This window comes from Planctomycetota bacterium, assembly GCA_035574235.1.
Classification (GTDB): Bacteria; Planctomycetota; MHYJ01; order MHYJ01; family JACPRB01; genus DATLZA01.
Genome location: DATLZA010000019.1, coordinates 21,406 through 35,742, shown reverse-complemented (window position 1 = coordinate 35,742; position 14,337 = coordinate 21,406). Strand labels below are relative to the sequence as shown.

17 protein-coding genes are annotated in these 14,337 nt (G+C 67.0%); 13 read left to right on the top strand and 4 right to left on the bottom strand.

Annotation, left to right across the window (positions count from 1 at the left end; genetic code table 11):
- Positions 1-6 precede the first annotated feature (6 nt).
- Positions 7-1,359 carry a P-loop NTPase gene (locus tag VNO22_01340; protein ID HXG59991.1) on the bottom strand — a complete coding sequence of 451 codons (1,353 nt, stop codon included), beginning with the start codon at positions 1,357-1,359 and terminating at the stop codon, positions 7-9.
- A 30-nt stretch (positions 1,360-1,389) separates the two neighbouring features.
- Between VNO22_01340 and rtcA the strand changes: the two genes are divergently transcribed.
- The 8 genes from rtcA (at position 1,390) to VNO22_01300 (ending at position 7,674) form a co-directional block, all read left to right on the top strand.
- Complete coding sequence (rtcA, locus tag VNO22_01335) at positions 1,390-2,427, top strand: RNA 3'-terminal phosphate cyclase (protein ID HXG59990.1); 1,038 nt, start codon at positions 1,390-1,392, stop codon at positions 2,425-2,427.
- Positions 2,428-2,984: 557 nt separating this feature from the next.
- Positions 2,985-3,413 (top strand): DUF2203 domain-containing protein, encoded by a 429-nt coding sequence (locus tag VNO22_01330; GenBank protein HXG59989.1) that lies wholly within the window; start codon positions 2,985-2,987, stop codon positions 3,411-3,413.
- A gap of 3 nt (positions 3,414-3,416) precedes the next feature.
- Positions 3,417-3,791, top strand: coding sequence for an iron-sulfur cluster assembly scaffold protein (locus VNO22_01325; protein HXG59988.1), 375 nt, complete (start codon positions 3,417-3,419; stop codon positions 3,789-3,791).
- Entirely contained in the window at positions 3,788-4,276 is a 489-nt protein-coding gene (locus VNO22_01320) for a DUF4149 domain-containing protein (GenBank protein HXG59987.1), read from the top strand. Before VNO22_01325 ends, VNO22_01320 begins: the two co-directional genes overlap by 4 nt.
- Positions 4,273-4,668, top strand: a complete 396-nt coding sequence (locus VNO22_01315) for a DUF309 domain-containing protein (protein HXG59986.1) — start codon at positions 4,273-4,275, stop codon at positions 4,666-4,668. The genes VNO22_01320 and VNO22_01315 overlap by 4 nt, the downstream gene beginning before the upstream one ends.
- Before the next feature lie 47 nt (positions 4,669-4,715).
- On the top strand, positions 4,716-6,173 hold the full coding sequence (tilS, locus tag VNO22_01310; protein HXG59985.1) for a tRNA lysidine(34) synthetase TilS: 1,458 nt from the start codon (positions 4,716-4,718) through the stop codon (positions 6,171-6,173).
- A complete protein-coding gene (locus VNO22_01305; GenBank protein ID HXG59984.1) occupies positions 6,170-6,826 on the top strand; it encodes a protein-L-isoaspartate(D-aspartate) O-methyltransferase in 657 nt (218 codons plus the stop codon). The genes tilS and VNO22_01305 overlap by 4 nt, the downstream gene beginning before the upstream one ends.
- Before the next feature lie 32 nt (positions 6,827-6,858).
- Entirely contained in the window at positions 6,859-7,674 is an 816-nt protein-coding gene (locus VNO22_01300) for a hypothetical protein (protein ID HXG59983.1), read from the top strand.
- Positions 7,675-7,756: 82 nt separating this feature from the next.
- Here VNO22_01300 and VNO22_01295 read toward each other — a convergent pair whose 3' ends face one another.
- The 3 genes from VNO22_01295 to VNO22_01285 form a co-directional block, all read right to left on the bottom strand.
- Positions 7,757-7,933, bottom strand: coding sequence for a hypothetical protein (locus VNO22_01295; GenBank protein ID HXG59982.1), 177 nt, complete (start codon positions 7,931-7,933; stop codon positions 7,757-7,759).
- A gap of 149 nt (positions 7,934-8,082) precedes the next feature.
- Complete coding sequence (locus VNO22_01290; protein ID HXG59981.1) at positions 8,083-8,817, bottom strand: prepilin-type N-terminal cleavage/methylation domain-containing protein; 735 nt, start codon at positions 8,815-8,817, stop codon at positions 8,083-8,085.
- An 86-nt stretch (positions 8,818-8,903) separates the two neighbouring features.
- Entirely contained in the window at positions 8,904-9,647 is a 744-nt protein-coding gene (locus VNO22_01285) for a prepilin-type N-terminal cleavage/methylation domain-containing protein (protein HXG59980.1), read from the bottom strand.
- Positions 9,648-9,966: 319 nt separating this feature from the next.
- Between VNO22_01285 and VNO22_01280 the strand changes: the two genes are divergently transcribed.
- The 5 genes from VNO22_01280 (at position 9,967) to VNO22_01260 (ending at position 14,337) form a co-directional block, all read left to right on the top strand.
- The gene (locus tag VNO22_01280) at positions 9,967-11,130 is read left to right on the top strand and encodes a thiolase family protein (protein HXG59979.1); all 1,164 of its coding nucleotides are present in this window, start codon (positions 9,967-9,969) and stop codon (positions 11,128-11,130) included.
- A gap of 58 nt (positions 11,131-11,188) precedes the next feature.
- Entirely contained in the window at positions 11,189-11,542 is a 354-nt protein-coding gene (locus tag VNO22_01275) for a hypothetical protein (GenBank protein ID HXG59978.1), read from the top strand.
- A 493-nt stretch (positions 11,543-12,035) separates the two neighbouring features.
- On the top strand, positions 12,036-12,488 hold the full coding sequence (locus VNO22_01270) for a hypothetical protein (GenBank protein ID HXG59977.1): 453 nt from the start codon (positions 12,036-12,038) through the stop codon (positions 12,486-12,488).
- 59 nt (positions 12,489-12,547) lie between these two features.
- The gene (locus VNO22_01265; GenBank protein ID HXG59976.1) at positions 12,548-13,405 is read left to right on the top strand and encodes a 3-hydroxybutyryl-CoA dehydrogenase; all 858 of its coding nucleotides are present in this window, start codon (positions 12,548-12,550) and stop codon (positions 13,403-13,405) included.
- Positions 13,402-14,337 carry a peptidylprolyl isomerase gene (locus tag VNO22_01260; protein ID HXG59975.1) on the top strand — a complete coding sequence of 312 codons (936 nt, stop codon included), beginning with the start codon at positions 13,402-13,404 and terminating at the stop codon, positions 14,335-14,337. The genes VNO22_01265 and VNO22_01260 overlap by 4 nt, the downstream gene beginning before the upstream one ends.

The following is a 14,337-nucleotide window of genomic DNA, read 5'->3' as shown; positions in this document are numbered from 1 at the left end:
ACCCCCCTACGCCGCTCCGGACAGCTCCCGCAGGCGATCGAACGTGTAGATGCCCGAAGCGTGGCCGTCGCTCCAGACGAAGTTGAGGGCGTAGCGGCCGACGGGACGGATCTCCTGGGGCCACACCTCGCGGGAGACGGCCGCCGGATCCAGACGGCGCGCCCCCGTGACCTCGTCCACGCACTGCGCGCAGGGGCAGTTCACCCGCAGGTCGTAGGTGCGCACCGCGCTCGTGCGGCCGTCGCTCCAGGTAATCGTCAGCTCCTGGCGGCTGCGAAGCTCGATCTTCTGCGGCACGGGCCGATCCTCCGGGGCGCCGCCGGCGGCCCGGACGCTGATCTGGGCGGCCAGATTCTCGGCGATCCGGAAGAAGGCCTGCGCGGCGGGCGAGTCGGGCCGCGAAACGACGATGGGCCGCCCCGCGTCGGACGTTTCGCGCACCTCCGCCGAGAGGGGGATCTCCCCGAGGAACGGGATGCCGCGCTCGAGGGCGTACCGCCGGGCGCCTCCGGAGCCGAAGACGTCGTCCCGCCGGCCGCAGTGGCTGCAGACGTAGCCGCTCATGTTCTCGATCAGCCCCAGGACGGGCGTGTTGAGCCGGTGGAACATGATGATCGCCTTCTCCGCGACCTTGAGGGCCACGTCCTGCGGAGTCGAGACGACCGCGGCTCCGGTCAAAGGAATCATCTGGCAGAGGCTGAGCTGGATGTCCCCGGTGCCGGGCGGCAGGTCCACGATCAGGTAATCGAGCTCGCCCCATTCCACCTGACCCAGGAACTGCTCCATCGCCTTGTGAAGCATGGGGCCGCGCCAGATCACGGCGTCTCCGGGCCGGATGAAAAAGCCCATGGAGACGACCTTGACGCCGTGAACGACGGGGGGCACGAAACGGTTGGGGTTGCCCCCCGGCGCCGGAACCGCGCCCGTGAGGGTGGGGATGCTGGGCCCGTACACATCGGCGTCCATGAGCCCCACCTTGGCCCCCATCTTCGCCAGCGCGAGCGCCAGATTCGCGCTCACCGTGGATTTGCCCACGCCCCCCTTGCCGCTGGCCACGGGGACGACGTTTTTCACCTGCGGGATCAGGCGCTCCTTGGCTTCGGACCGGGCCGCCGGGCCCCGGACCTGGGAGGTCATCTTGATGTCCACCTGGCGGACGCCGGGCACGGACATGACCTGGCGGTAGGCCTGCTCCTTCATCTGCTCCCGGACGGGGCAGGCGGGGGTCGTCAGCTCGATGGCGAAAGAAACCACGCCGTCGCAGACTTTGAGGTCCTTGACGAATCCCAGCGAGACGATATCCCGGTTGAGGTCCGGGTCCTTCACGTGGCGGAGCGCTTCGAGGATTTGCTCTTGCATGACGAGGGCAGACTATCAGAATGGATCGCGATGGTCAACCTCGATGGGTCCCGGGGCGAAGGGGGCGGCCAGATGCTGCGCACGGCCCTCGTCTGGAGCCTCGTCACGGGCCGGCCGTTCCGCATGGACAACATCCGCGCCCGGCGGCCGAATCCGGGACTCAAGCCTCAGCACGTCCAGGTCCTCCAGTCGCTTCGCTTCCTGGGCCCCGTCCGGTTCGAGGGGGCCGTGCCGGGGTCGCCCTCGGTGACCTTCCACCCCGCGCCCCTCCGGGGAAGCTCCTTTCGGGTGGATATCGGGACTGCGGGATCGGTTACGCTGCTCCTTCAGACGCTCCTTCCGGCCCTGCTGGTGGCGGAGGGGCCGAGCCGCGTCGAGATCATCGGCGGCACGGACGTCCCCTGGAGTCCTCCCGCGGACTTCCTGAAACGGGTGGTGTTGGAGCTCGTGGCGGCACGGAGCCGCCGTCTGAGCTTCGAAATCCGCCGCCGCGGGTTTTACCCCAAGGGAGGGGGGGAAGTCGTGGTCGAAGCGGAAGGACCGCTTGCGCCGCTTCCCTTCAGCCTGACCGAGCGGGGCGCGCTCCGCGAGATCCGGATCGTCTCTTTCGCCTCGGAGGAGTTGGCTTCAAGAAGGGTGTCGGAACGGCAGGCGGAGGCGGCCGCGCAGGCGCTGGCCGGACTGGGCGGGCGGACGGAAACCGAAGTCCTTTACGGGGCGACACGGTCTTCCGGCAGTGTCCTCGTGGCCGTGGCGGGCTTTGAGGGAGAGGCGCGCCTTGGAGCCGGCGCGCTGGGGGAGCGGGGCAAGCCTGCGGAAGAGGTCGGCCGCCAGGCGGCCCGGGCCTTGGCACAAGAGATAGCCTCGGAAGCGGCGGTGGACGAACACGCGACCGATCAGCTGGTGCCTTGGCTTGCATTTTGCGGAGGATCGCTTCGCGCCAGCCGCCTGACGGAGCACACGCGGACCAATATATGGGTGACGGAGCAATTCACGGGCCCACTCTTCGAGATCCATGGGACGACGATTCAATGCACAAAGCCCGTTCGAGCCTCTTCTCGGTCATGATGTTAGGATGACTGATCAATCACGCGGCCGCCTGTGCGCGCGCGTTGCCGGGCACGCGATTTGCCCAAACGCAGACGAGCGAGCGTCGTATAAATGATGTGTTGCCCGGAAGGGGCAGAGGAATAAGCCCTTGGGCTCGAGCGTTTTTTAGTTGACAGCTCTTTGGAAGGGGGCTATACTTCGGGGTAGAAGGAACCCCCAAAGGCGGGTGTAAGGGGAGAGGGAGCTGGAAGCAAAGTTTGGAAGAGAAGTCATGGGGAAGCGGAAAACGCCTCCCCCGACAGATTTAAGTCGAATGCTCTTTAGGTGCCCTTAGGGGCGCCGAAAATGGGGCTCGCCCGGCTGTGGGCAGGGGACCCAAAGCTTCGGGCACGACGAGGCCAAGCTAGGATTGAGTGCTCAGCACGTATGTTTGGCCTCTCAAGCCCAAAATCTGTTTCCCCCTCTCTCCAGGGCCAGGCCGCCTGACAGGGTTACCCCTCGAAGCGGTGGCCTGGCTCCTTTTATTTTAAATCCAAGCATCCGGCCGCTATACTTCCGGCGGGGACGGGAAAGATATGGGACCTCGAGTCTTCAGCGCCCGGGAAGCCACGGCGCTCATTCCCCAGATCGAGCGGATTCTGGGCGAACTGGATCAGATCCGGGACCGTCTCCGCAAGATCAAGGCCAAGTCGGACGTCCTCGAAATGATTTGGGGGGAGGAAGTCCAGTCGGAGACCAACCCGGACCATCGGGAGTACACCCACTACCTGGCCGAGCTGGAGCAGGCCAAGAAAGACTTCGACGCCACCGTCCGCAAGCTTGGGGAGCTCGAGGTGGTCCTCAAGAGCGTCGAGCACGGGCTGATCGATTTCTACGGAGTCATCGACGGAAGGCTGGTGTTCCTCTGCTGGAAGCGGGGAGAGCGGGCGGTGGAGTACTACCACCACCTGGAAGACGGCTTCCAGGGCCGACACCCCATTCCCGCCGAAGAGCTGGCCCGCTGAACCATGCCGTTCGAGGACTACAACGCCACGGTCATGGACCACTTCCTCAACCCCCGCAATACGGGGGAGCTTCCGGGGGCTACCCACCAGTCTCTCGTGCGTAACCCCGCCTGCGGGGATATGGTCAAGCTTACGTTGCGGGTCGAAGGAGGGATTATCCTCGACGCCCGGGCCAAGACATTCGGCTGCGCCGCGGCCATCGCCTCAAGCTCCGCCTTGACCGAGCTCCTGAAGGGCCGGACGGTGGCGGACGCCCGGCGGATCCGCAACGCGGACGTGGTGGCGTTTCTGGGGGGCCTGCCGGAACACAAGGTGATCTGCTCGGTGGTGGCCGAAGAGGCGGTCCGGGAGGCCTTGCGGGGGGAGCCGGCGGCATGATCCGGGCGGGGTACGCGGTCTACTTCCTGGCTCTGGCTCTCTGGGTCGGAGGGCTGGCTGCCCTCTCCCTGGTCGCCGCCCCGGTCGTCTTCAAGACCGCCCCCTCTCGACCCGTCGCCGGCGAAATCTTCGGGTCCGTCCTTCGGGCGTTCGGCTACGTGGAGATGGCCTGCGCGGCGGTCCTGGCGGTCTCCTCGGTCGTCCTGGGACTCCGATCGCCGGAAGAAGGGTGGGTAAAGGGCGTTCGTCTGGCCCTGGTGGGGCTCATGCTGCTGCTTCTGGTGACCTATGCGCTGGGGGTCCACCCCGCGATCGCCCAGGAACGGGCCCGGATCCCCAACTTCGCCGCCCTGGGCGAAGGGGATCCCGCCCGGGCGCGCTTCGACCGCCTCCACCGCTGGTCCGTCCGCCTCGTGGGCGCCAATCTCCTGATCGGAGCGGCGCTTCTGGTTTTCTCGGCCGCGGTGCTGAAACCGGCGCGGTGAAGGACGACCCCCGGTATCGAGAGGGCATCCGCGCGTTCAACGAAGGCGACTACTACGCCGCCCACGACGCGTGGGAATCGCTCTGGCTGGAGCGCTTCGGGGAGGAAAAGGACTTCCTCCAGGGACTGATCCTGTGCGCCGTGGCCCTCCACCATTACGAACGCGGGAACTGGAACGGGGCACGGTCGCGGTTCCGCCTGGCCCTGGAGAAGCTGGAAAAGTATCCGGCCGAGTACGGCGGGATCGATCTTCTCAACTTCGTACGCCGCATGCGGGGGGCCCTGCATCGGCTTCTCACCGAGGCGTCTCCGCCCCCCTTGGATCCCCGCCGGGTCCCGAAGATCCGCCCCCCGGGCGATTCGGGCTTGCCCCCCGACGCTCCGGGTCTATAATCACGGCGGAGCGCGTTATAAGGAGGGAGGCCCGGGAGACCGATGCCGTGAATCTGCTCAAGAAAGTCCTCCTGACGATCCAGGGGTACGACCTGATCCGCCCCGGCGAGACCGTCCTCTGCGCCGTCAGCGGCGGGCCGGATTCCATCGCCATGCTCCATATCCTCCGGGAGCTCAACGACCTTCAGCAGTTCAACTGGAAGCTCCACGTCGCCCATGTGAACCACGGCCTGCGGGGGAAGGCCTCCGACGAGGACGAGGCCTTCGTCCGCGCCCTTTGCGAGACGCTGAAGATTCCGTTCCATGCGACTCGGCTCGATGTCCGGGCCGCCCAGAAGCGGGAGAAGAAGTCCCAGGAGGAAGCCGGGCGGATGCTCCGCCACGAGTTCCTCCAGAAGGTGGCTCTCCAGGTGGGGGCTCAGAAGATCGCGCTGGCCCACAATCTGGATGACCAGGCGGAAACCATTCTTCACCGGATCCTGCGGGGCACGGGCCTCCGGGGCCTCAAGGGCATGGCCCCCATCCGGGTTATTTCCCGTAAGCACGATCTTTTCGTGGTGCGCCCGCTCATCGAAATCGAGCGGCACGAAATCGAAGCTTATCTGCGGGAGAAGAAGATCGAGTACCGCACGGATCTTTCGAACTTCGACACCTCGATCACGCGCAATAAGATCCGGCACAAGCTCATCCCGATGCTCGAAGCCGAATTCAACCCGCGCGTCAAGATGGCGCTCGTCAAGCTGGGGCAGACCGCCGGATCGTTCTACCTGCTCCTGCGGGAGATCGCCAACGAGGTGTATGAGAACACCAAAATGATCTCCGGCGAGGGGGAGGTCTGCCTCTCCGTGGAAGAGTTCCACAAACTGCCGCCCGCCATCCAGACGCTCATCATCGACCGGGCGGTCAAGACCGTGCTCGGACGGATGCCGCAGCTCAACTTCGAGCATTACCTCGAAATCATTTCGCTGTGCGGGGATCAGGCCTACCACAAGGCGATCCGCCTGCCCCGGGGGCTGGAGGCCCGGCGGGAGGGGTACATCCTTCGGATCGCCCGCCCCCAGGAGCCGCCGCCGCCCCTCAAGTTCACCCATCGCAAGCTCAAGGTGCCGGGCAAGACCGTCATCAAGAAGCTCAATCTCCAGATCGAGACCGAGCTTCTCGAGGGAAAGGTCGTCGGCCTCAAGGAGTACATCCGGAACAAGGACTACACCGAGGAGATCGTCGATTACGACAAGCTCCAGGGACCGCTCATGGTCCGTTTGCGCAAGGGGGGCGACCAGTTCGTTCCGCTGGGCTCCAAGGGATCGACCAAGCTCAAGAAGTTTTTCATCGACAACAAGGTGCCCAAAGCGCTGCGCGACCGGGTGCCCCTGATCACGGACGGCTCGCGCATCGTCTGGGTCGTCGGCTACCGCATCGGCGACGACGTGAAGATTACGGACGCCACCAAGCGCGTCCTCAAGCTCAAGGTCAAGCGCATCGAGGCGCCCGAGCCCGCGCCGTGAACGCTCCTTCGTTCCAGGATCCCTTCGAGGAGGCCCGGCGCGCGATGGTCGCGTCCCAGCTCGCGGGGCGCGACATCCGCGACGCCCGGGTGCTGGAGGCCTTTCGGCGCGTGCCGCGGCATCTTTTCGTTCCCCCGGGGGAGGAGGGCCGGGCCTACGAGGACCGCCCCGTCGGAATCGGCTACGGCCAGACCATCTCGCAGCCGTACATGGTCGCGTTCATGACGCAGGCGCTGGACCTGCGGGGCGGCGAGAAAGTGCTCGAAATCGGAGCCGGTTCGGGGTACCAGACGGCGATCCTCCTGGCTTTGGGCGCCCGCGTCTGGTCGGTGGAGCGGATTCCGGAGCTGGCGGACTTCGCCCGGAGGAACCTCGAGCGCGCGGGCTTCCGGGAGGCGCGCCTGCGGGTCGCCGACGGGACGCTCGGGTGGCCGGAGGAGGCCCCCTTCGACCGCGTGCTGGTCGCGGCCGGAGCGCCGTCGCTCCCGGTGGCGCTCGTGGAGCAGCTCCGGGAGGGCGGACGGCTGGTGATTCCCATCGGGAGCCCCGAGGAGCAGGACCTTTATCTCGTGACGCGCGAAGGGGGCCGGGTCGAGCGGCGGAAGCTTTGCGCGTGCGTTTTCGTGAAGCTGGTGGGGCGCGAGGGATGGTGAAGGGACGGGGGCGCCGCGCGGGGATCCTTCTGATGCTCGGGCTGGCAGCCTGCCATGGGGCGGGGGAACCGCCTCCCGTGGCCGTGCCGAACGACCGGGAGGAGCTGCGCCGGACGCTCGCGGAGATCGCGGATCGGCGGGACATGGAGGCGTCCCTCGCCCGGGCCCGCATTTACGCGCGACTCCGGGAGCTGGAAGGAACCTCGCCGGAGCTGCTCGGCCGCGGCGACGGAGCGGACATCGAGGTCCTTTCTCAGCCGTCCCCGATCGAGTACAGGCTCGAATCGGCGGCGCGCCTGGCGCGGAACTTCCGGGAGCGCGGCCGGCGTCCGGAGCTTTGCCGGACGGCTCTCGAGGGGCCGGCGGCAGGCGCGTTGCGGCGGTTCGTCCTCTTCACCGCGGCCGCCTGGTACGGGGAGTACGTCTCGCGGGCCGAGCACGCGCGGGCGCTCGACGGGCTTTCGGAGGCCGCGCAGGAGATTTCACGCCTGCCGGAGCTCCGAGCCGAGGCGCGCGGGGCGTGGGACCTGAGGGCGCGGCAGTACGCGCTTCGCGCGGAGGACCTGCGGGCGGCGGACGCGCCCCGTTCGCCGTCTCCCGAGGCGCGGGCGTTCTGCGAACGGGACCTGGCGCGGCATCTGGAGGAGGCGGCGCGGACGGCCGACCAGGCCACGCGCGAAAGGGCCGACCGGGGCGATCCGGAGCGGGTCCTGGAAGGATACCTGGCGTCGCTGACGCACTACGTCGTCGTGCGGGAATGCCTGTGGGACGCGGGGTCCGCCCAGGAGCGCCGTCTGGACGGCATGGGGCTCGTGGCGCGATGCGTCACGGATCTTTTGTGCCGGTAGGGGGCGCAACAGACGGCCAAGGCGCGCGGAGCAGGCGCCGGACGTTTCGCGCCGTCGCGGGAGGCGCTCCATCGCGAAGCGCTCAAAGCTTCCGAAAAGTCTTCGCGTCATGAGCGGCCTGGAGGTCGGGGATGCGGGAGCGGAGGCGCCACGAGCGCCGCAGCCGCTCGCCGGGCGAGAGCCGGAGCCACAGGTCCCGGTAGGGATCGGGTACCGGCGGGGGAGGGGAAAGCGTCCTTGGGCGCGGGATGCGTCTCATGGTTTTCTTATATCCTCCGAAGAAGCCTCCGGCAAGCGTGGACATCCGACGCTTGTCTGCGGAGCGGCGGCGGAGTTGGATCGCCTCGCGAACGCGTCCCGCGGGGGCGTCGCCGTTTCGGCGTTCGGCGACGTCGGACGCCTGCGGCTTCAGTCGATCTTCTTGTAGTACCGCCGGAGGTTTTCTTCGGTGGGCCAGTCCTTGGGGTCGGAGGCGGATCCGCCGACCGCGCCGGAGGCCAGGGGATAGCCCGGGGGAGCGGCGCCCGTGGGCCGGACGTTCCCGACGAGGTCGCGCCGATAAACGACGGCGGTCTCGTTCATGACGAAAAGATACTTCCCGAAGCCAATGGAATCCGGATAGGCGCCGAAGGCATAGCCGGACATGTTGTGGTGCAGGTTGGCGGGCTGGTCGTCGGTGGGCTGCTGGTAATCCACGGCGGCGCCGCCGCTCAGGTCGCTGTCCAGGGCGAAGAACCAGTGGCCCGATTTGTGGGACCGGGTCGCCAGCGCGGTGATGTCCAGAGCGGCGTATCGGGGCGTGGAAAAGGGGGTTCCTCCGCCGGGCGTGGCGTCCGCGCCCGCCACGGCGGGGTCGATGAGCTTGATGGGAGAGTTCGGCGTGGATGCGGGGTAGATCGTGTAGAGGCCCGCGACGTCCTTCGTCCAGAAATCGTTGACGAGGTTCTGGTCGCGGTCGTTGGTGCGGAAGTCCATGGAGGCGGGGGCCAGGGTTCGGAGGGTGGCCGCCGTGCTTTGTTCGTGGCCGCTGCGCTGCGTGGCCAGGAGCGCGGGGATGGAGATGGCCGCGAGGATCGCGATGATGACGATCACGATCATGAGCTCGATGAGCGTGAACGCCCGGATCGCGCTCCGAACCCTCATCCCTTCCTCCGGCGCCTCCTGAGATTGTAAGGGAAGGCCCCCCGGCCCGTCGGGACGAGCCGGGGGGCCCATGGCGAACTCTCCGCTTAGTCGAGTTTGCTCGCCAGCTTGATGTCCGTATCGCTCGGCCAGTTATCCCAGCTCGAAGGATGTCCGGACCCAGTATTGATCGGACGGGCACCCGGAGGGAAAGACGCCGGATTCGGCCTTACCGTCCGGTTCAGGGGGAACTTGATCACCGTGGCCGACTCGTTAATCATGAACAAGCTCCGGCCAGAACCGAAGCTATCCGGAAAACAACCGAAGCCGAACTTGGAAGGATGGTGCACGTTCGCAGTGGTTCCATCCGTCGAACCCTTGTATGCCTCCAGGCTTCCTTCGCTTGCGTCAGACACCAAGGCGTAATACCAATACCCGGACTTCGGTCCCCGAGTAGGAATATTGGCAGTTTGACGTCGATACACCCACGGGGCCAAAGCTCCAGGATCAGCCGTGACGTCGGCTTCGTTCATGGCATCCGCGCCCGCGATTGACGGATCGATCATTTTGATCATCGGACTGAAAGTTGCACCGTCATCACCGCTCGTTTCAAGAACGAAGAGGCCCGCCACGTCATACGTCCAAAAGTCGTTGATGCGGTTGCCATCCCGGTCATTGGACCGGAAGTCGATCTCGGCGGTGGCCAGCGTCTTGAGCGACGCCGAAGCGTTGCGCTCGTTGGCCGCCCGCTGGCTCTGCAGAAGCCCCGGGATCGCAATCGCCGCGATGATCGCGATGATCGCAATCACGATCATCAGCTCGATCAGCGTAAAACCTTCTCTACGTCTCATGCTGCAATCTCCTAAAATGGAATCCCACGAATCTTGCCGGTAACCTTCGAGTTGAGTTGAGTCGCCCCACCCACCTCCTTTCGCTGCCGATCACGAAGTCCCACTCGGGCTTAAGCTGAGCAAACGACGTGCCATTAAGAATCGGCAGGCGCGCGCAAGTTCTTGAGGATCACAGGATTGGCCCATTGTGTATGCATCATCGGTCGATGCCCCCCAAAGTGACAAAAAGTGTCACCAGTCTGTGTCCGGCTGACAATTTGCGTCCACCCTGGGGGCGCTCCGTTGAACTCCCCCCCAGACCCCGGATAGAGTGCTCTTCATGCGCTCCGCCGTCATCGTCGCCGCTCGACGCACCCCTCTCGGCCGCTTTCTCGGCCATCTTGCGCCCCTCCATCCCGCTGAGCTCGCCGCCCTTGCGGCCCGGGCCGCCCTTCAGGACGCCGGAGTCCACCCGTCCGACCTTCAGGAAGCCCTCTTCGGCTGCGCCCGCCAAGCCGGAGTGGGCCCCAACATCGCCCGCCAGGCCGCCCTCCGCGCCGGACTTCCCGAAAGCATCCCCGCCTTCACCGTCAACCAGGCCTGCGCCTCCAGCCTTCAGGCTCTCATCCTCGCCGCCCGCTCCATCGCCCTGGGAGAAGCCGACCTTCTCCTCGCCGGCGGCATGGAATCCATGTCCCGCGTCCCCTTTCTCCTGGATCGCGCCCGCACGGGCTACCGCCTCGGCCATGCGGAGCTGATTGACGCCATGTACCGGGACGGCTTTCTCTGCCCCCTCTCGGGCCTTCTCATGGGCGAAACCGCCGAACGCCTGGCCGAGCGCTGCCGAATCTCCCGAGACGAACAGGACGCCTACGCCGCCGAAAGCCAGCGCCGCTGCGAAGCCGCCCGCCGCGAAGGACGCTTCGACGACGAAATCGTCCCCGTGCCGGGGGAAGGTGAACCCCTCCGACGCGACGAAACGCCCCGCGACGGCGTAACCGTCGAATCCCTGGCGAAGCTTCCGCCCGTCTTCAAGCCCGGAGGTACCGTCCACGCCGGCAACTCCTGCGGGATCGCCGACGGCGCGGCGGCGCTGGTCGTGGCTTCGGACGAACGCGCCCGGTCGCTCGGCCTGCCCGTGCTGGCGCGCATCACGGGCTGGGCGTCCGCCGGCGTCGCCCCCGCGGACATGGGCCTGGGGCCCGTGCCGGCGATCCGGAATCTCGAGCGCGCGACCGGCCTTCCGCTCGGCGCCTTCGACCTCGTGGAGCTCAACGAAGCCTTCGCCGCGCAGGTCCTGGCCTGCGACCGGGAACTCCGCTTCGACCGCGCGCGCCTCAACGTCAACGGCGGCGCGATTGCGCTGGGGCACCCGATCGGCGCCACGGGGGCGCGTCTGGTGACCACGCTCCTCCATGAGATGCGCCGCCGCGGCGCCCGCCGGGGACTCGCCGCGCTCTGCGCCTCGGGAGGCCTGGGCGTGGCGGTCGCGTTCGAACGCTAGAATTCCGGGAGGACAACTTCTTGCACTCCCCGGAATTTCCGCTATCATCCCCGCCGGTATGGACTTCGACAAGCTCCAGGAACGCGTCGCCGACCTCGAGAAAATCGCCGCCGGCCTCCCGCAGGCCGATCCCGCCGCGCTCCGGCGTTTCGCCCTCGGGCTTCGCGACGTGCTGGTCGCTTTCCTCAAGGACCGGCGGGAGCCCATCCGTCCCGGGCAGATCTTCAAGGACGCCGCCGCCAAGAGCATCGTCCCGGGCGACATCGCTCCCCGGGCGGACGCCCTTCTGGTCCGCTGGACGGGCTCCGTCACTCCCCAGGATCCCCAGGCCGTCAAGGAAGATGCCTCCCGCTGGGCCGCCGTCGCCGAGAAAGTCCTCCCCATTCTCAAGGCGTACCGGAAGGAGCGTTGAAAAGGAGCGCCCCCGGCCTTGCACAGGGTCGTTCAGGAGCGTATCCTCATGCCGGCGATGCCCCGAAAGGCGCTCGACGACCGGCTGGCGCAGGCGCTGGGAGACCCGGACACGGTGGCGTGGTACCTTCTGAGTCCCCAGAAGCGGTTCGCCGAATCCCAGCGGCTCTGGGTGAACTTCCTGGCCTTGGGAGGAACATGTGACCCCGAACCCGATCCGCAAAGTCCTTTCTACGTTCCGGCGTCGGAAGGTTCGGGCGCTCCTGATGGGAGGACAGGCGTGCATTCTGTACGGAGCCGCCGAGTTCACCCGAGACATCGATCTCGCCGTCGCCGTTAGCTCCGTCAATCTGCGGCGGCTTCGACAGGCGTTGGCGGACCTGAGAGCGGAAACGATTTATTTTCCCCCTCTCTCCGCAAGCGCTTTACGCCGCGGTCACGCCTGCCATTTCCGAAGTCGGCTGCCGAGCCTGCACGGCTTGAGAATCGACGTCATGAGCCGCATGCGCGGGGTCGCCCCGTTCGCGGAACTTTGGAAGCGGCGCGTCGAGGTCCCTATCCGCGGGGTCGGAACCGTGGCCGTCCTGTCCCTGCCTGATCTTGTCCGAGCCAAGAAAACGCAGCGCGACAAGGACTGGCCGATGATCCGCAGACTGGTGGATGCGGACATTGCCCGAGCCGGAGCGCGCGCGGATCCGGCCCGGCTCTCTTTCTGGTTCGCGGAATGCCGTTCCTTCGAGGTGCTCCGCCTCCTCGCCCGGCGCTACCCGGAGGAGGCTCGCCGGGCCGCCCGAATCCGGCCGGCGGTCCGTGCAGCCCTCCGGAACGACCCCCGAAAAACCGAACTTCTTTTCCGAAAGGAAGAGGACAAGGAGCGCGAGCGGGATCGGATCTACTGGAAGCCGTTGCGGCTGGACCTGGAACGCTGGAGGCTTGAGCGCCGGTAAGCCGGCCCGCCGCGCCTCGCTCTGGACGCCCCGGGCCGCCGTAAGTATCATCTCCCCCTATGAACATCCGCGCCGTCGGCGTCGTCGGGTGCGGCCTCATGGGCTCCGGCATAGCCCAGGTCTGCGCCCAGAAAGGCTACCCCACCGTCGTCCGGGAAATCGCCGCCGGCCCGCTCGAGAAAGGCCTCGACCGCATCCGCTCCTTCCTGGCCGAAGGCGTTCGGCGCGGAAAAGTCTCCCCCGAGGAGCGCGATCAGACCCTCGCCCGCATCCGCGGCACGACCGACCTCGGCGAGCTCCGCGACTGCGATCTCGTCATCGAAGCTGTCGTCGAAAACCTCGACGAAAAGCGCCGCGTCTTCGCCGAGCTCGACCGCCTCGCCCAGCCCCAGGCGATCTTCGCCTCCAATACCTCGAGCATCCCGATCCACCGCATCGCCTCGGCCACCCGCCGCGCGGACCGGTTCCTGGGCCTTCACTTCATGAACCCCGTGCCCCTCATGAAGCTCGTCGAAATCGTCCGCCCCGACGCCGTCCGCGAAGACGTCTACCTCGCCGCCAAATCCTTCGTCGAATCCCTGGGCAAGGTCACCGTCACCGCCCGGGACACCGCCGGCTTCATCGTCAACCTCCTCCTCGTGCCCTACCTGGGCGAGGCCGTGCGGGCCGTCGAACGGGGACTCGCCACTCCTCGCGACATCGATACCGCCATGAAGCTCGGCTGCGGCATGCCCATGGGACCGCTGGAGCTCCTCGATTTCGTGGGCCTGGATACGACGCTGGCGATCCTCGACGTCCTTCGCCGCGAGTTCAACGATCCCCGCTACGAGGCGCCGCCGCTCCTGCGCCGCATGGTGGCCGAAGGGAAGACCGGCAAGAAGGCCGGCCGCGGGTTCTACGAGTACGCCCAGCCATGAATGCCCTCCTCGCCGCCGCCGTCCTGGCCTCGGCCGCCCAGGTCAAGCTCACGATCGAGGCTCCCGAGAAGATCCTGCGGCCCGGCCGACCCATGCTCGTGCGCTGCACGATCGAAAACGTCGGGTCCTCCGAAGCGCGCCTCGACGAGCCGGAAGATTACCTCGAGGGCTTCGAGATCCGCGACTTCGAGGACCGGATCGTCAAGGCCACCGGCCGCACCCGCGGCATCACCCGCCGCTCGCCCGTCGTCGACCCCGGGGGATTTTTCGGCCGCACCGTGGACCTCTCGGGCGCCTTCGCCGTCCCGGAGGACCGCGAAGGCTGGTACCGCCTGCGCTGGTCCTTCGGCGATCAGGTCTCCAACGAACTCCGCGTCCTCGTTCTGCGGGACTGGGTGGCCTCGATCGAGACCAACCACGGCTCGATCGCGATCGAATTCTTCCCGGACGTCGCCCCCAACCACGTCCTCAACTTCGTCCGCCTGGCCCGGAGCGGCTTCTACGAAGGGTCGATCTTCCACCGCATCATCCCCGGGTTCATGATGCAGGGCGGCGCGCCGCGCGACCCCAAGAACGAGCTTAAAACCCCGCTCCAGGCGGAGTTTTCCGACCGCAAGCACGTCTTCGGCACCGTCTCCGCCGCGCGCACGAACGACCCGCACAGCGCGACCTCGCAGTTCTTCATCTGCTTCGCCCCGGCCCCCCACCTCGACGGCCAGTACAGCGTCTTCGGGCGCGTCGTCGAGGGGGCCGACGTGGTCAAGGAGATCGAAAAGGTCAAGACCGACCACAGTCCCTGCAAGGGCTGCGGGGCCGTCGCCCCGCGCCCGGGGCCCACCCGGTGCTGCGGCAGCCATCACCAGGACCGGCCCGAAGCCGACGTCGTCATCAAGAAAGTGACGCTTTCCGAACGAAAGAAGGGAAAGGAATGA